The sequence below is a fragment of the Phytoactinopolyspora alkaliphila genome, from assembly GCF_010550695.1.
Taxonomy (GTDB): domain Bacteria; phylum Actinomycetota; class Actinomycetes; order Jiangellales; family Jiangellaceae; genus Phytoactinopolyspora; species Phytoactinopolyspora alkaliphila.
In genome coordinates, this window is sequence record NZ_JAAGOB010000006.1 from 306266 (window position 1) to 323254 (window position 16989).

Annotated in this window: 11 protein-coding genes; 5 read left to right on the forward strand and 6 right to left on the reverse strand. The window is 69.4% G+C overall.

Annotated elements, in window-relative coordinates; all coding sequences use genetic code 11:
• The 3 genes from G1H11_RS27070 (at window position 1) to G1H11_RS13480 (ending at window position 8236) form a co-directional block, all read left to right on the forward strand.
• Window positions 1-3018: a BTAD domain-containing putative transcriptional regulator gene (locus G1H11_RS27070; protein WP_163819080.1), complete on the forward strand. Its 3018-nt coding sequence runs from the start codon at window positions 1-3 to the stop codon at window positions 3016-3018.
• A gap of 124 nt (window positions 3019-3142) precedes the next feature.
• Window positions 3143-3418, forward strand: coding sequence for a WXG100 family type VII secretion target (locus G1H11_RS13475; RefSeq protein ID WP_163819081.1), 276 nt, complete (start codon window positions 3143-3145; stop codon window positions 3416-3418).
• A 153-nt stretch (window positions 3419-3571) separates the two neighbouring features.
• Window positions 3572-8236, forward strand: coding sequence for an FtsK/SpoIIIE domain-containing protein (locus G1H11_RS13480; RefSeq protein ID WP_163819082.1), 4665 nt, complete (start codon window positions 3572-3574; stop codon window positions 8234-8236).
• Here the strand turns inward: G1H11_RS13480 and G1H11_RS13485 are convergent.
• Window positions 8227-8541 (reverse strand): hypothetical protein, encoded by a 315-nt coding sequence (locus G1H11_RS13485; protein WP_163819083.1) that lies wholly within the window; start codon window positions 8539-8541, stop codon window positions 8227-8229. The genes G1H11_RS13480 and G1H11_RS13485 overlap by 10 nt on opposite strands.
• Before the next feature lie 102 nt (window positions 8542-8643).
• Between G1H11_RS13485 and G1H11_RS13490 the strand changes: the two genes are divergently transcribed.
• Window positions 8644-9918: an SMP-30/gluconolactonase/LRE family protein gene (locus tag G1H11_RS13490; protein ID WP_163819084.1), complete on the forward strand. Its 1275-nt coding sequence runs from the start codon at window positions 8644-8646 to the stop codon at window positions 9916-9918.
• A gap of 21 nt (window positions 9919-9939) precedes the next feature.
• Here the strand turns inward: G1H11_RS13490 and G1H11_RS13495 are convergent, their stop codons facing one another.
• From G1H11_RS13495 to G1H11_RS13510, 4 genes are all read right to left on the reverse strand, one after another.
• Window positions 9940-11847: a hypothetical protein gene (locus G1H11_RS13495; RefSeq protein WP_163819085.1), complete on the reverse strand. Its 1908-nt coding sequence runs from the start codon at window positions 11845-11847 to the stop codon at window positions 9940-9942.
• Window positions 11848-11860: 13 nt separating this feature from the next.
• Window positions 11861-12274: a nucleoside-diphosphate kinase gene (gene ndk, locus G1H11_RS13500; RefSeq protein ID WP_163819086.1), complete on the reverse strand. Its 414-nt coding sequence runs from the start codon at window positions 12272-12274 to the stop codon at window positions 11861-11863.
• A 96-nt stretch (window positions 12275-12370) separates the two neighbouring features.
• A complete protein-coding gene (locus G1H11_RS13505) occupies window positions 12371-13474 on the reverse strand; it encodes a hypothetical protein (RefSeq protein WP_163819087.1) in 1104 nt (367 codons plus the stop codon).
• Entirely contained in the window at window positions 13474-13926 is a 453-nt protein-coding gene (locus tag G1H11_RS13510; RefSeq protein ID WP_163819088.1) for a hypothetical protein, read from the reverse strand. The genes G1H11_RS13505 and G1H11_RS13510 overlap by 1 nt, the downstream gene beginning before the upstream one ends.
• Before the next feature lie 141 nt (window positions 13927-14067).
• Between G1H11_RS13510 and G1H11_RS13515 the strand changes: the two genes are divergently transcribed.
• A complete protein-coding gene (locus G1H11_RS13515; RefSeq protein ID WP_163819089.1) occupies window positions 14068-15990 on the forward strand; it encodes a TIGR03960 family B12-binding radical SAM protein in 1923 nt (640 codons plus the stop codon).
• On the opposite strand, the gene G1H11_RS13520 is transcribed toward G1H11_RS13515, so the two are convergent.
• Window positions 15987-16925 (reverse strand): phosphotransferase enzyme family protein, encoded by a 939-nt coding sequence (locus G1H11_RS13520; protein ID WP_246211340.1) that lies wholly within the window; start codon window positions 16923-16925, stop codon window positions 15987-15989. The two genes, G1H11_RS13515 and G1H11_RS13520, sit on opposite strands and share 4 nt — an antisense overlap.
• Window positions 16926-16989: the final 64 nt, after the last annotated feature.

The window sequence follows — 16989 nt, forward strand, 5'->3', positions numbered from 1 at the left end:
GTGAGCCCGGTCGAGAACCCACCGCCACCGCCGCCTCCCTCGTCCGTCCGGCCCGGTCAGTCCGGGGCCACCGCGGAACCTGCGGGCGTCACCCGCGAGATCGGGCCGCAGCGTTTCCAGCGCTCAGCCGAAGCCGAGCCGGAACGCAACCTGGTCCAGGCGATCGTGGCGGGCCTGGCGCTGGCGCTGCTGGTCGTCGGGGTACCGGTCGCCCTGCTGGCGCTGGCCGGTCCGCCGCCGATTCCCACGTCGCTGCCGAGTCGCGATGACCTCACCGGCACCATCGGAGCCGAGCAACTGGTGGGTGTCCTGGTCTGGATCGTCTGGCTGGCCTGGCTGCAGTTCACGATCTGTGTGCTGGTGGAGATGCGCAGTGCTGTCCGCGGCATCGGCCTGCCGTCCCGCGTCCCCATGTCCGGCGCGTCGCAGCGGCTGGCCAGGGTCCTCGTCGGCTCGATCCTGCTGGCGGCGACGGCCGCGGGGCAGGCGTCGGCGGCGGTGCCGGCCACCCCGGCGGACATGTCCGGCGCGGCGGGGAAGTCTGTCATCAGCGCGGCCGCGGTCACCGAGGACACCACCGTCGCGGGCACCGTCCACGAACGGGACGACAGATCCGAGTCCGGGTCGTCGTCGCGGTCGGGGCCTTCCGATCAGGCCGTGTACCGTCTCGGCGACATGGTCCTCGACCCCGAGGACGGCAAAGAGCTGCTGGGGATGAAGGTGTACGTGGTGCAGCCGCCCGAGGGCCGGTACCACGACAATCTCTGGGACATCGCCGAGCGGACCCTCGGTGACGGCCGTCGTTACCAGGAGATCTACGAGCTCAACAAGGGACGCGAACAGCCGGACGGGCACGAGCTGTCCCTGGCCCGGCTGATCTACCCGAACTGGCTCATCGCGCTGCCCGACGATGCCACGGATGCCGACGTCGTCACGTACGAGGAGCCCGAGGCAGAGGCCGAGGAGGAACCGGCCGGCACCGGAGCCGGAGAATCCGGCGACGAGCCGGCCGCCGAAGGCGACGCTACCGGCGAAAACGCGAGCACCGAAGGCGAAGCCGCCGAGGACACCGGCGGCAAGGCACTCACCGGGGACGGCCGGGATGCCACCGGCTCCGGCACCGAAGGGGCCGCCGAGGCGCAGAACACCTACCGCGACCTGGTCTTCGGCGGCCTGCTGGCGGCCGGGGTGCTGGGCGCCATCGAGATGGTGCGCCGCCGCCGGCGCACGCCGGAGCCGGGCGACGACGCGCTCGAGGCCGAGGTGGCGCTGCGCGTCGGCGCCGACCCGGACCGGGCCCGCTGGCTCGACTACGCCCTGCGCAGCCTGGCGGCGCAATGCCGGGACGCGGGCACTCCGCTGCCGGCCGTCTACGCCGCCTACGTGGACAACGAGTCCGTCGACCTGATGATCGCGCCCGCTCGCCTCGACGCCCCCGAACCGTGGGAGGTCACCGAGGACGGCCGCCGCTGGACGCTCGAGCGGGAGAACGTGGCCGGGGTGGGCCAGCCGATCGCCGACGGCGTGCTCGCTCCCTACCCGGGACTCGTCTCGCTCGGCCGGGACGGCGACTGGGACATTCTGATCGATCTCGAGGCGGCCGGTGGGCCGGTCAGCATCGTGGGCGACCCGGGTGCGGCCTTCGAGGTCGCGACCGCCATCGCCGTGGAGCTGGCGACCAACCAATGGTCGGATCATCTGCGGGTCACCGCCGCGGGCCTGCCGGACGAGCTGACGGTCTTCGAGCCGGGACGGCTGCGGCTGGTGGGCGACGTCAGTTCCGTCATGCCCGAGCTGATGTCGCGACGTGTGGACGGTCTCGGCCCGGATGTGCTGACCGGCCGGCTCGCGCCGGGTGGTGGCGGGGCGTGGATGCCGGAGTACGTGGTCCTCGGCACCGGCCCGGGCGAGGAGACCGCGGCCGCACTGACCGAGCTCACCAGTGCGGCGAGCCGTTCTCCGGTGGGCGTGGTCTGCGCGGGCGAGGTTCCCGGCGCACGCTGGAGATTGTCGGTCGACTCGTCAGGCACCATCGACGTTCCTGCGCTCGGCCTACGTTTCCAGGCGAACCAGCTCTCGTGGCGCAGCATCGAGGCGATCGCCGGCCTGGTGGACCCGGAGCGCTACGGCGGCGGTGACGACCCGGACGGCCCGATCCTCCATGAGGCGTGGCTGCCCGAGGCGCGCCCGGAGATTCCGGAGCCGCCGGCCACCCTCGACGTGGCGCACCTGGCCACCGCGCCGGTCCGGGTGTTCGTGCTCGGCCCGGTGGAGGTGCAGTGCGCTCACGATATCGACGACGAGAGACGCGCGCTGGCCACCGAGATCGTCGTCTATCTCTCCTTGCACCCGGAGGGCGTGCACCCCACGGTGCTGTCCGCCGCGATCTGGCCTCGCGGAGTCACGGCCGCGGTTCGCGAGTCGACCTTCGCGCGGGTCCGTGACTGGCTCGGCGTCGATCCCGACGGCTCGCCGTACCTGCTGATGACGGCCGACGGCCGGCTGAAGCTCAGCCCGGACGTCATCCTGGACTGGGACGTGGTGTGCGGCCTGCTGCTGCGCTCGCGCGCCGCCCGGGACCCGAGGGAGGAGGCCGACCTGCTGCGCAAGGCGTTGCGGGTGGCGCGGGGGCCGGTGCTGGCCGACAGGCCACAGGGCCGCTACTCCTGGATCGCCCGGGCACGGCTCGAGCGGCTCGCCTCTGACGTCTTGATCGACGCCGCGCACCGTCTCTCGGTGCTCAGCGGCGACGGCGGCGATCCGGGAACCGCCGCGGCGGCGGCGCGGGCCGGCCTGCGGGTGCGCCCGGGAGAGCAGTTGCTCTGGCGGGATCTCCTGCAAGCCCAGCACGCCGCCGACGGCGCGGCGGGTGCGATGACGGTCGCCGAGGAGATGTCCGGCGTGCTCACCGGCCTCGGCGTGCCCGACCTCGAACCGGAGACCGGGGCCCTGCTGGACGAGCTGATTCCCGGCTCCGGTGCGGACCGTTCCGGAGTGCACCGCCGCGACCTGGCCTGAATCGGTGCGCCATCGCGGCCACCGCGGACTGTCCTGTTGCCGATTCGCACATGCCCGGTAGGCTCTGCCATGTCGCGTCCCGCCACATGGGTCGTGGCTGATTATCGATATAAGGAGTTACATCATGGCAGTAGGCGCAGAACTATCCACCCTGGCGGAGCTCTATCGCACATTCAATGCGAAGGGCGAGGACGCCGAGACCATCAAGAACGACGTCGACGGTGCGCTGGACAACACGGTCTGGGAAGGCACCTACGCGACGCAGTTCCGGGAGGCGTGGGAAGAGTACAAGCAGAACCTGATCACGCTGCGGGACGCGCTCGAGGGCGCGGCCCAGGACGTGCTCGTCAACCACAACAACATGGCCGAAGCGTTCGGCGAGCCGGACCGTCTCCCCTGAGGTTCAGCTCTTCAAGGTTTCACCACGGTGGCCCGCATTCTTCTGAAGAATGCGGGCCACCGCCGTATGCAGGCGTCACGTGGACACTGATTTGTGCCGGTACCATGCTGGTCGGTGAAGAAGTGACCTACCGGAAAGCGGGAGTGTAGGGACGTGCGGCTGCTGTTGAGTGCCGTGGCGGCGACCGATGGCGATGTCGTCGACCTGGCAGTGGAGTGCGACGACAACGCCACGGTCGGCGACGTCGCCCGCCAGCTTGCCGCGCAGCTCAAGCCTGCCGCGCCGGAGCCGCAGATCGTGCGCACGGCCGGACGTCATCTGGGCGTGGTCGACGACGGCCTGGGCGGCGGGATGGAGACGGCCGCGACGCCGGAGCTCTACCTCGGTGGCACCGCACTCGATCCGAAGGCGCTGGTCAGTGCTTCGCCGCTGCACAACGGGGTCCTGGTGGGCCTCGGCGTGCCGCTGGCCGACGTGTTCGCCGAGCGCACCGGCGTCGTCGAGCTGCGCACCGTCTCCGGGTTCGGTGCCGGACGGGTGGACAGCCTGGCTCCGGGAAGCTACGACGTCGGGACCGGGCCGGCGGCGGCGATCCGCGTCCACGACCCCGGCCTGCCCGCCACGGCCTTCCGGCTGGACGTGCGCCTCGACGGAACGGTGACGGTCACCCCGGACCCCGCGGTCACCGGCGAGGTGATGCCGCCGCCGGATCGCGAGTACCGGCTCGAAGGCCCCATCATCATCCCGAAGGACGACGACGAGCCCAAGAAGAAGCGCAAGCAACGGCGCAAGCGGCGGTACAAGAAGCTGATCAAGGAGCTCGACCGGCTCAAGAACCCGCATCTGACCATCTCGGCGGACGACGACCGGCCGTACGCCCACATCGATCGGGTGCAGCTGGACAGCCCCACCGTGTGGCAACCCGGCACCGCCCTCGTGGTCGGCGAGGTGATGTTCGAGCTCGCTGTCCCCGCACCGCCGGACGCGTCCCTGTCGCCGAGCCCCAGCGGCGTCACGCTGGACTACAACCGGCCGCCGAGGCTGTTGCCGCCGCCCCGCCAGACCGACTTCCGGCTGCCCAGCGAACCGCAGAAGCCGCAGAAGTCGCCGGTGCCGTGGGTGATGGCGATGGGGCCGATGATCATGGGCGGCACCATGTTCCTCCTGATCCGCTCCCCCTACAGCTTGATGATCATGCTGCTAGCGCCGATCATGCTGGTGGCGCGCTATCGCAGCAACAAGAAGCAGCAGCGTGGCAACTACACCACCAACATGGAGAACTACGTCGAGCGGCTCCAGCGGATCAGCCGTCAGGCGTATGAGGCGCTCGTCCGCGAGCGCGGCGCACGGCGGCGGGACATGCCGGACCCGGCAGCCACGTTGCTGTTCGCCACCGGCCCACGGGCGCGGCTCTGGGAGCGCCGCCGCACCGATCCGGACTGGCTTCGGGTGCGCGTCGGGACCGCCGACATTCCCAGCGAGGTGAAGCTGACCGATCCGGCTCGCGACGACCACGAGCGAGACCTGCGATGGACGGCACCCGACGTTCCGGTCGGCGTCGACCTGGCGGCGTCCGGCGTCACCGGGGTGGCCGGCGCCGACGGCATCCGCACGCTCGTGGCGGAGTGGATGGTCGCTCAGGCCGGCGCCCTGCACAGTCCCGCCGACCTCGCCATCGTGGTCCTCTCCGATCCGGACGGCGACGAGGCATGGAACTGGGTGAGATGGCTGCCGCATGCGCGGCGTGCGGACGACGCCGACGTCATCGCCGGAGTCGGCGTCGACGAGGAGACCACCAACCGCCGGGTGGCCGAGCTGATGGCCCTGATGGAAGCCCGCAAGGCGGTGCGGGACGACAAAGGCGGCGGCATGCTGGCCAGCCGCGACGTCGGCTTCAGCCCGCTGCTCGTGGTGCTGGACGGCGCCCGTCGTATCCGGCTGATACCCGGCCTGGTAACCCTGCTGCGAGAGGGCCCGTCGCTGGGGATTCTGTTCCTGTGCATCGACACCGAGGAGCAGCAGCTGCCGGAGGAGTGCCGTGCGGTGGTCTTCGTCGGCCCGGGCAACACCACGAAGGTCCGGGTCACGCAGAGCACCACGATCGAGGGCGTCCGCGCGGATATCGTGCCGCCGGGATGGTGCGAGCGCCTGGGCCGCGCCCTGGCGCCGATCAAGGACGTCAGCACCGAGGACCTCTCCTCGACCCTGCCGGCGTCGAGCCGCCTGCTGGACGTACTCGGGATGGACCCGGCCACGCCGGAGGCGATCGAGCGCTGGTGGTCCCAGGTGGGCCGGACCACGAAGGCGGTGATCGGCGAGGGCGCCGACGGTCCCTTTGCGATCGACGTGCGCGCCGACGGCCCGCACGGCCTGGTGGCCGGCACCACGGGTTCGGGAAAGTCGGAGCTGCTGCAGACCGTCATCGCGTCGCTGTCGGTCGCCAACCGGCCGGACGAGTTCACCTTCGTCCTGGTCGACTACAAGGGTGGCGCCGCGTTCAAGGACTGCAACAACCTGCCGCACACCGTCGGCATGGTCACCGACCTCGACGGGCACCTCACCACCAGGGCGCTGGCCAGTCTCGCGGCCGAGCTGCACCGGCGCGAGCATCAGCTCGCCGACGCCGGAGCCAAGGACATCGAGGACTACCTGGCCGGGCGGGAGCCGGACGACCCGCCGATGCCCCGGCTGATGATCGTCATCGACGAGTTCGCCGCACTCGTGGCTGAGCTGCCGGACTTCGTCAAGGGCCTGGTCGACATCGCCCGCCGTGGCCGGTCGCTCGGCGTGCACCTCATCCTCGCCACCCAGCGCCCGGCCGGTGTGGTGAGCTCGGAGATCAAGTCGAACACCAACCTGCGGATCGCGTTGCGGGTCACCGACCGCAGCGACAGCCAGGACGTGATCGAGTCGGCGGAGTCGGCCGAGATCCCGAAGTCGCTGCCCGGGCGTGCCTATGCCCGACTCGGGCACTCGTCGCTGGTGCAGTTCCAGTCGTCGCGGGTGGGTGGCCGGCCGGTCGCGCCCGACGCCGAGGTCGCGATCGGCCTGCGGGAGCTGTCCTGGGGCAGTATCGGTCGTGCTCCAGAGCGCGCGGGCCAGGCCCAGGCCGAGGAAGACGTCAGCATCCCCACCGACCTGGAGAGCCTCGTCAAGGCGATCAACGAGGCCTCGGACCGCACCGGGATCAAGGCACCGCCCCCGCCGTGGCTGCCGCCGCTCGACGAGATCATGACGCTGGACCAGCTCTTCGACGAGCAGGGCGCCTCGGTCGGCACCGCGAACCGTCTGCGGCTGCCGTTCGGGATGGTCGACATCCCCAGCGAACAGCGCCGCGCCGTGGCCTACTACGACGTGTCCGGCGGCGGTCACCTGTCAGTCATCGGCGCTCCGCGCAGCGGCCGCTCCACTGTGCTGAGGGCGTTCGCCGGCGTCATCGGACGCGAGATCTCGCCACAGGACGTTCATCTCTACGGCGTCGACTGCGGAAACAACGCCCTGCTGCCGATCGTCGGCATGCCGCACACGGGTGCCGTGGTCACGCGCGACCAGCCGGACCGGCTGTCCCGGCTCAGCGCCCGCCTACGGGCCGAGATCGGCCGCCGCCAGCAGCTGCTCGCCGAGCAGGGCTTCGCCGATCTGAGCGAGCTGCGCGCCAACGTGGCGCCGGAGAAGCGGCTGCCGTACATCGTCATCCTGTTCGACCGGTGGGAGGGCTTCAAGCAGGCGTACGAGAGCTACGACAACGGCCGGCTCGTCGACCTGTGGATGCAGATCATGCAGGAGGGCACCGGCGTCGGGGTGAAGGTCATCATGACCGGCGACCGGACGAGCCTGGTCGGGCGGTTGAGCACCCTGATGGACGACAAGCTGATGCTGCGCATGACCGACATCGCCGACTTCACCTCGATCGGCATGCCCGGCAAGGAGGTGCCCGAGCACATGCCTCCGGGCCGGGCATTCCGCGCGGACGGACTACGCGAAACCCAGATCGCCCTGCTGACCGACGACGACGCCGGCACCGCCCAGGTGGCCGCGCTCCAGGAGATCGGCCGGCAGGCCGCGGCCCGCTTCGCCGACCTGCCGCGCCGGATGCGCCCGTTCCGGGTCGATCCGCTTCCCTCCAAGATCTCCCTCGCCGACGCCACGAAACTGCTGGAGAAGCCGCTGGCCGGCACCGAGATCCCGATCGCGGTCGGTGGCGACACACTGACTCTGCGCACGCTCGACGCCCTCGACCACGGGCCGGGGATGCTGATCCTGGGGCCGCGCCGGTCCGGGCGCAGCTCCACGCTCCTGACCATGACCACGTCGATCCTGGATCGCGGGTGGCGGGTCATGCTGGTGATGCCGCGGCGCAGCCCGCTGCGGACGCTCAGCGAGCACCAGGGAGTCGAGGTGGTGCTCGACCTGGAGGCCAAGAAGGACGAGGTACTGGCGGTCTTCGAGGAGTTCGCACCGGCCAGGGACCGGCCGCCGAGCGCGGTGATCATCGACGACGTCGAACTGCTCGGCGTGGACGGTCACGTCGTTGACGCCATCACCAAGCACCTCGGCAAGATCCGGGACTCGGGCAGCGTCATCGTGGCCGCCGGCACGACGGACGACCTCGGCAGCTCCTACCGGGGCCCGGTGGCGGCCCTGAAGAAGTCCCGGTCAGGCCTGCTGCTCTCGCCGGGCGGTACCAGCGACGGCGATCACTTCGGGCTGAAGATCCCGCGCTCGCTCACCGGGGGTATGCCGCCCGGCCGAGGCATCTACGTCGCGGGCGGGCAGTGGCAGCTGGTTCAGGTCCCGGAGGCCGGCGCTCAGCGGTAATTCAGATCGGCGCGGATCGCGTTGGCGACGCCCTCGGGGACTTCGGCGTCGAACTCGCCCTTGCGCGTCTCGACGTCACTGACCAGATCGTTCAGTGCCGTGCGGACCGGATCGGCGTTGGGCGAGAGGTAGTCGTCATGGATCTCACGCGCCTTGCGTCCCGTCCAGGCAGGCCCCTCGCCGATGGAGTCGGTAGGCGCGTCCATGTTCGGCGTGTCCTCCACCGCGTTCTCGGTACGCCTGATCAGGCTGTCCATGGCCGCCAGATACGGGTTGGGGACCATACGTTCTTCTTCGTCGCACATCTGCACTCCTCGGCTGGACCGCCTCGATCCTAGACCACGTCGTGCGACAGGCCGGAAATCCGGTGGCCGAGCTGTCCGGCACCGCGCACTAGACTCCGGGTCATGTTGCGTCGACTCACCGCGGGCGCCCTCGTGCTCGCGGTAGCTGCCCTGCCAGCCTGCACCTCCGAGGACGGGGACGATTCCGGGCGGTTCCCGGTGAGTCTGCTGGCCGGCGGCGGCCAGGAGGAGCCTAGTGAGAGCCCCGTGGCCGGGGAGGACGCCCTGTTCTCCGGGCCGCTGACGTCTCTCGCGGCGGGAACTGACGGGACGGTCTACGCCGTGCTGGACGCGACCTCCATCGTGCGCGTGGATGAGTCCGGCGGCGTGTCGGCCTGGTCGCCGGCACTGCCTGACGGCGCCACGGAGATCGTCGACCTCGCCCCCGCGCCGGACGGCACGGTGTACATGTTGCTCCGGGGCACGCCGAACGAGCCGTTGGGTTGGTCCACCGTGTATCGGTGGGACGGGACCGGAGACGTGGAACCTGCCTTCGGGGTGGACGCGCCCGACGGCACCGACCGGATGCCGGCGTCACCCGACGGCACCGATGCGGCCGACGCCGCGCTTGGCCGGATCAGCGACATCGCCGTCGACGGCACTGGGCGAGTCCTCTTCGTCGAGGAGATCGCCGGGGCCGGGTATGAGGTCGCCAACCTGGTCCGGGTGGTTGAGGACGGGGCGCTGCGGACCGTCGCGGGCAAGCCACCCGAGGACGCCGATCAGATCACCGACGGCGTGGTCCATGGTTCGGCGTTTCCCGACGACGGCGCCGCGGCCACCGACGTCCCGATTCTCGGACCTGTGCTCGTGGGCGCGGGAGAGGACGAAGTCGTCGTGCAGATGACCCGCAGCGTCCTGGCGGTGGAGGAGGACGGCACGCTCCGTCCGGTCCTAGGCGCACCGGACGGCACGCCCACCGTGCCCAGAATCTCCGCCGACGGCCCGCTGACCGATCCGCTCAGCCCGCTCGCCGTCGAGTACGGGTCCAACCTGCGGCACCTGGGGAGCCCGTCCGTCTCCAGCGACGGTGGGGTGCTGGCGACCACGTTCGGCGGCTTGCCCAGCGAGGACGAGACCGCGGAACGTCATCGCTGGGACGTCGTGGACGGCAGCGACCGCGCGCAGGCCATCGCCGACGCCGCGGCCGGCGGCGAGGACGAGGACCTCGCGGGCGTGTATGTGGCGCCCGACGGCCAGGTGGTCACGGCCAGCCTGTTCGGAAACGCCACCACGCTCCTGGGCAACGGGACCGTGGTGGTGGCGGCGCAGGACCCAGAATCGGGCGAGTCGATCCTGGTGACCTTCGCCGCCACCGTCAGGGAATCCGAGGGCTGAGCCCCCTCGGACGGGTTCTCGTTAGTCCGGCCCGTTCTCGTCCCGGAAGAACCCGTTGGTGGCTTGCTGCACGGCGGGATCCTGAAGCCAGGCATTGTACGCAGCGAGCGCGTCGGGGTCGCTCACGATCTCCTCGAACGGCAGCAGCCGCCCATTGCTGTCGGTGAACGTCCCGCCGTAGTGCCTTTCGTAGAAGGCCGGGTCGCCGTCCCACGTCACCGTGCCGTCGTCGTACGGCTCGATGTCCGGGTTGTTGTAAGGCAACTCGTTCTGTTCCAGGCGCTGGTTGGCATAATCCCGCCAGCGCCGGTGGTAGCCGAAGACGCTGGTCTCGAGCTCCTGGGCTTGCTCCTCGGTGAGGTCGTCCATCCAACCCTTGACCAGGTCGCCGAGGATCTGCTGGGCCATCTCCTTGGGCTTGCCGGCGATGTCTTCCGCCGCGCCCTTGGGGTCGAAGCCGGCGCCGATGAGCCAATCGATGATGCCGTCCCGGAACTCCTTGGCATCCTCGGCACTGGCCCCACGCTCGTCCAGGACCTGGTTCCAGTTGGCGAGGAACATTTTCGAGAGCTGCCCGGCGACGTGACCATCCCACCCGCTGGCCGCGTGGTCGCCACCGCGGCCGTTCCGGATGTCCTGCACCTGGTTGTGGAACAGCTCGAAGGTGCGTGCGGCGCCCTCTTCCGAACGCATCCCCTCGGTGATGAACTCGTCCCAAATGCCGGGGTCGATCCCGTTGATGGGAATAGGCGTGCCGTCCGGCAGCTGCGGGACCCCGGCCGGCGCGGAGAACGCGTACATGAACTCGTCCCAGTACTGCTCGGTGATATCGACGAAGACGGCGCGCATCTCGTCGGTGAACGGGAACGGCTCCTCGAGCGATCCGACGTTCACGATCCACGTGGCGGCGTTCTGTTCGGCGAGGTTGGCCTGGCCGTCGTCGTAGAGGCGCAGACGTTCATAGATCGAGTGGGCGTCGATGGTACCGGCCTTGACGAACGCGGCCCACGCCTCGTTCCACTCCTGGGTACTGGTGACGGGCCCGATCACCTGAGCCTGTTCCCACACCTCGTCAGGGTGCTTATGCATGTACTCGGCGGCCGCCCGCGGATTCTTCGCCAGCGCGTTGATGACTCCCGGCCAGTCGCCCACCTTGCCGATGTCCTCGTACTCGCCGTGCAGTGCCGCCTCGGCGAAGGCCACGACCGACTCGTGATTCCAGTGCCCGCCCTGGTTCATCAGGTGGGCCATGCTGTCGACCAGGACAATGCCCTCCGGGTGCAGGCCCATGTCCCGAAGGGCGGTGTTCATCTCCGAGATGAACTCGACGTCGTAGTCGATCCGGAAGCTGGCAGTGGAGAATACGGTGGTCAACGCCCGTGTGGCGGCTTCGTCCGGCCCGTCCCCGGAGGACTCGCCCTTGTAGGGCTCCATGAGCAGGAATCCCCGCGCGGCGGGATCCAGGCCGTTGACGAACGCCTCGGCGAAGTCCGGATCGTGGCCGTACTGGGCGAGCTCGTCCCAGACTTCCTGCGGGATCTCACCGTTCGCGTCGTTGACCTGATCGGCCAGCTCCCGTCCGGCTTCCTGCGCGTCCTCGACGGAGTCGAAGAGGTCGTTGAGAATGTCGGTGCCTTCGAAGCTGATGACGCCGTCCCCGGACCAGCCGCCGCTCTGCAGCTCCGCGAGCCTCTGTACGGCCAGACTATGCCGGCGTCGCATGTCGGGCATGATCGTCTCGAGGTCGGACTTCGCCTCGAGCAGCTTGTTCAGGTTGGCCTTGTCCACACCGAAGTAGGTGAAGTCGGATTCCAGGTGGGAGATCCGATCCGTGAGGCCGGTCAGAGTGGCGTCGAGGTCGTCGACGGCGTCGCCCAGGGCGTCGACGTCCATGGAGGTGTATTCGCGGTTCGCGTCCGGGTCGCCCATGTCGATGCCCTCGCTAACCGGCCAGAGACGGGAACCACAGCGCCAGCTCGCGCTTCGCGGAATCCGCGGAGTCCGAGGCGTGCACCAGGTTCTCGCTCTTGGACAGCGACAGGTCGCCGCGGATGGTTCCGGGAGCGGCCGCACGGCTGTCGGTGGCGCCGTTCATCTGGCGGACCACGTCGATGGCTTGGTCACCTTCGAGCACGAGTGCGACGAGCGGGCCGGAGGTGACGAAATCCCGCAGACCGGGGTAGAAGGGCTTGCCGACGTGTTCGGCGTAGTGGGCGTCGGACAGGGAGGCGTCGATGGTGCGCTGGTCCATGGCGACGATGGACAGACCCTTGCGTTCGTAACGGGCCAGGATCTCGCCGACCAGGCCGCGGGACACGGCGTCGGGCTTGATGAGAACAAGCGTGCGCTCGGACATAGATGCTCCAGATGTTCAGAAGGTCACGTAAGTGATAGCAGGAGCCAAAGCCTAGCCGGTCCGTGCGCGGTGCGTTCGGTGTGCTGGTGCACCGGGTCACGCCGTGGCCGGCGCCCCGCTCGCAGGCGCGAACTGCCGCCACCGGTCGTCGAAGTCCCCGCCCGGCGCGAGCTCTCCGGTACCGCGGGCGGCGGTACGGACGGCGGCACGAACCAGGCTTTCCAGCTCATCCACGCGGGCCGGATCGATGTCGTCCCGGGCACGCGCGGCCTCGATGACCGCGGTCACATCGGCCGGATCCGCCTCGCCGGTGAACTGGTGCGTGAAATAGGGGTCATGCTGGTTGCCGGTGAGCTTGGCGACCAGTCGCTCCACCTGGTCCGGCTGCGTGGTCAACAGGCTCACCAGCTCCCGGCCGTGCTCGGTGGAGACATGCGGCGGATGGTCGGGGACGTGGTGCTCGAAGTACGTCACCGGAGGGCGCGCATGTGGCAAGCCGCGGTCCGGCTGAGTGCGCAAAGTGTCGTCCTCCAGGGCCTGGGCCAGTGCCAGCCTGCGCCGCAGGCCGGGAAGCTCGTCCTCGATCCATGCCACCACCTGCGGCAGCCGGTCAGCGTCGGGGTAGGCGGTCTCCAGCAGATCGACGTCGAGCAGGATCTTGCGGAACTCGGCCTGATACTCCGGGATCTGGTCCCGCGCCCGTTCCATCGCCGCGATCAGCGTGGTCATCGCCTGAATGTCCATGGAGACGCGACGGTCACCCGTGCCCCCGTCGCCGTCCGTCCCGCCGCCGGTGTCGTCACCCGTGTCGTCACCCGTGCGATGCTCGTCCGGCTGCGTCCACATCTGGTTGTCCGACGGGTCGTTTTCCGACGGCTCGTTGTCCGACGGCTCATCGGTGGAGTCCTCGGAGTCGGTCAAGTCCTCGGAGCCTTCGGAATCCGCCGAGTCGGAATCCTCCGAATCCCCCGAGTCGTCGGAATCCTCGGGGTCGAGGGCGCCGCCGCCGCGGCCCGAGTTCCCGTAGCCGGTGTAGTCACTGCCGCCTCCGTCTCCGCCGCCACCGTAGTAGTCCGACGTCGAGGCGTATGACGACGAGTCGGCGACGTCGGCGACGTCGTCGATGGGGGTTTTCTCGAGCCCGCCCAGCACTTTGCCCGCGGACTCGCCATCGATGTCGCCTTGGATCTTCCCAGCCATCAGGAACCGACCTCCGGTTGCGGCATGAAGACGCCCGGCTGAAGTGGATCACCGGTCTCCAGGCGCTGATCGAGGGCGTGCTCGATCACCCGGACTGGGTGCGCTCCGGCGGAGGTGGCCATCCGGGCATGCTCCTCCAGCGCGAGGGAGAACTCGTCCGCTCGCCGGCTCACCCATGCGCCGTCGAGCATGGCCTGGACCGCCGGCTGGAGGATGGTGGCACAGTCTTCCGCGACGAGTTTGGCGCGCTCCAGGGCCAGCTCGAGCTCTTCCCGGCTGACCTGGCTGTCCTGCGGCGGCTCGGGCGGAGTGGGCGGATCGAGGACGATCGGCGGTTCGAGCTCCGGCACATGCAGGTCGAGTTCTGGTGGAGACCACTCCACGACGCCCGGCTGGACCCGAAGGCCGTCGTACCCTCCGCCGGCTGAGTCCGGGACATCCGGCTGGGACACCATACTGTCCTCTCTCGCGGTTCCTGACCGTACGGATACCACGTAGCGTACATTTTCGTTCGTCTCGGGCAAGTTGGTGGCCTGCCTGCCCGCGGTAGACTCGAGCGCTGTTTCCCCAGATCGTCTGGAGCCCCCATCATCATGTCGGTCGAGTCGTTGTTCCCGCGCCTGGAGCCGCTGCTGTCCCGGGTCGGCAAGCCGATCCAGTACGTCGGAGGCGAGCTGAACGCTGTGGTCAAGCCTTGGGACGAGGCCCAGGTCCGGTGGGCGCTGATGTACCCCGACGCCTATGAGGTCGGTGTCCCCAACCAAGGCGTCCAGATCCTCTACGAGGTGCTCAACGAACGCGAAGGCGTCCTTGCCGAGCGGACCTATTCGGTGTGGCCTGATCTCGAAGCGCTGATGCGGGAGCACCGGATCGGGCAGTTCACCGTCGACTCGCACCGGCCGGTGGCCGCATTCGACCTGCTGGGCGTCTCGTTCGCCACCGAGCTCGGGTACACCAACATGCTCACCGCCCTGGACCTGGCCGGGATTCCGCTCGACGCGGTGGATAGGAACGAGACACACCCGGTCGTCGTCGCCGGCGGTCACGCTGCGTTCAACCCGGAGCCCATCGCGGACTTCGTCGACGCCGCCGTGCTGGGGGACGGCGAGGAAGTGGTCCTGGCCATCACCGAGGTGGTCCGCGAGTGGAAGGCCGAGGGGTGTCCTGGCGGGCGGGACGAGCTGCTGCTTCGCCTGGCGAGCAGCGGCGGCGTCTACGTCCCGAAGTTCTACGACGTCGAGTACCGCCCGGACGGGACCATCGACCGGGTCACGCCCAACCGGCCGGGCGTGCCACCGCGCGTGCACAAGCACACCGTCATGGACCTCGACCAGTGGCCGTATCCGAAGAAGCCGCTGGTTCCTCTGGCCGAGACGGTGCACGAGCGGTACAGCGTCGAGATCTTTCGCGGCTGCACCCGCGGCTGCCGATTCTGCCAGGCTGGCATGATCACCCGCCCGGTCCGCGAGCGGTCCATCACCACCATCGGCGACATGGTGAAGACCGGGGTGGAGAACTCCGGATTCGAAGAGGTCGGCCTCCTATCGCTCTCCAGCGCCGACCACTCCGAGATCGGTGAGGTCGCCAAGGACCTCGCCGACCGCTACGAAGGCACCAACACCTCGTTGTCGTTGCCGTCCACCCGGGTCGACGCGTTCAACGTGACGCTGGCCAACGAGCTGTCCCGCAACGGCCGCCGCTCCGGGCTGACCTTCGCCCCGGAGGGCGGGACCGAGCGGATGCGCAAGGTCATCAACAAGATGGTGAGCGAGGACGACCTCATCCAGACGGTCGCCACGGCTTACGGCAACGGATGGCGGCAGGTGAAGCTGTACTTCATGTGCGGGCTGCCCACCGAGACCGACGACGACGTCCTCGCCATCGCCGATCTCGCCAAGCGGGTGATCGCCAAGGGCCGGGAGGTGTCCGGCCGCCGTGACATCCGGTGCACCGTCTCCATCGGCGGTTTCGTCCCCAAGCCGCACACGCCGTTCCAATGGGCCGCCCAATGCGACCACGAGGTCGTCGACGCCCGGCTGCGCAAGCTCCGGGATGCGATCCGCTCCGACCGTGCCTACAACAAGGCGATCGGGCTGCGCTACCACGAGGGCAAGCCGAGCATGGTGGAAGGGCTGCTCTCCCGCGGTGACCGGAGGGTCGGCCGGGTCGTCAGGGCCGTCTGGGAGGAGGGCGGCCGATTCGACGGATGGAGCGAACACTTCTCCTACGAGCAGTGGACGGAATGCGCGCGGCGCGCTCTCGCCGGGGAGCCGGTGGATCTTGCCTGGTACACCACACGCGAGCGGGAGCGTGACGAGGTGCTGCCGTGGGACCACCTCGACTCCGGGCTCGACCGGGAGTGGCTCTGGGAGGACTGGCAGGACGCTCTGGACGAGATCGAGGTCGACGACTGCCGCTGGACGCCGTGCTTCGACTGCGGGGTGTGCCCGCAGATGGGAACCGAGATCCAGACCGGTCCCACCGGCCAGCGGCTCTTGCCCCTGTCTGTCGTCTAGTCGGGGAGCGGGAAGCGTGCGGCGTCGGCCTGGGCGAGGTCGAGCAGGAAGGCGCGCTCGCGCTCGTCGTCCCAATCGTCGGATTCGACGAGCGTCCACACGCTCTCCTCGCTGAGCACGTACTCCACGACCGTCGGCCAGAGTTCTCGCTCGAGTGGTGTGAGCTGGACGTGGCGCTGGTAGGAGGTGGTGAAGATCGTCCATTCGCGCACGTCGAACGTGCGGCTCGGCGCGCCCGGATGCTCGGAGTGGAACTGCAGTGCGGCGAACGCGAGATCGAACAGGCGGGGACCGTGGTCGGCGTTGTCGGGGTCGACCAGGACGGGGCCCTCGGCTGTGTAGATCAGGTTGTTCGCCTTGTAGTCGGTGACGATGGTGCACTCGGGCAGGCCGGCGTCACGAACCCGGGGAAGGATGGCCGCGGGGAATCTCGCCACCAGCTCGGACAACGCCTGCGCCGTCGCTGCCGACCACGGGCCCACCGTGGCGGCCAGGCCGTCCTGGTCTTCGGCAACCGACTCCTCGTCCGGGTCGGGCCAGGAGAAGGCGGGCGCGCGTGTGCGCGTCGCTGTGGCGTGCAGCCGCCCAAGGAGCTCGCCGGCGCCAGCGATGTGCTCATCGCTCCCGCTGTAGACGTCGCCTTCGATGAACGGATAGGCGACCCAGATGTGCTCGCCAATGGCGGCGGGATTCTCCGCGCGTGTTTCGACGGCTCGCACCACGGGAACGCCGGAGTCTGCTGCCTCGGCGGTCAAATGCGCGATCGCCGCTGCGTGCTCCGGCTTTCCGCGGGTGCGCTTGATCACCACACGATCCGTCCCCACGCGGCAGGGAAACACAGGTGAATAAGGGTAGACAGACTGCTCAGGAATATCGGTGGCGCCGAAATGCGCGAAGACTTCGTGGTGGGGTGCTGCCGGTTCAGGCGTGGTCATGACGTCACAATCGTGCGGTCGGTGGGGTCAAGGGGCAGAGTAGAGCGCGCCGCCTTCGCCGGGC

Coding starts and splice junctions, on each gene's coding strand:
- G1H11_RS13475 (WP_163819081.1), top strand. CDS start 3,143: ATGGCAGTAGGCGCAGAACTATCCACCCTGGCGGAGCTCTATCGCACA.
- G1H11_RS13485 (WP_163819083.1), bottom strand. CDS start 8,541: ATGTGCGACGAAGAAGAACGTATGGTCCCCAACCCGTATCTGGCGGCC.
- G1H11_RS13490 (WP_163819084.1), top strand. CDS start 8,644: ATGTTGCGTCGACTCACCGCGGGCGCCCTCGTGCTCGCGGTAGCTGCC.
- G1H11_RS13495 (WP_163819085.1), bottom strand. CDS start 11,847: ATGGGCGACCCGGACGCGAACCGCGAATACACCTCCATGGACGTCGAC.
- ndk (WP_163819086.1), bottom strand. CDS start 12,274: ATGTCCGAGCGCACGCTTGTTCTCATCAAGCCCGACGCCGTGTCCCGC.
- G1H11_RS13505 (WP_163819087.1), bottom strand. CDS start 13,474: ATGGCTGGGAAGATCCAAGGCGACATCGATGGCGAGTCCGCGGGCAAA.
- G1H11_RS13515 (WP_163819089.1), top strand. CDS start 14,068: ATGTCGGTCGAGTCGTTGTTCCCGCGCCTGGAGCCGCTGCTGTCCCGG.
- G1H11_RS13520 (WP_246211340.1), bottom strand. CDS start 16,925: ATGACCACGCCTGAACCGGCAGCACCCCACCACGAAGTCTTCGCGCAT.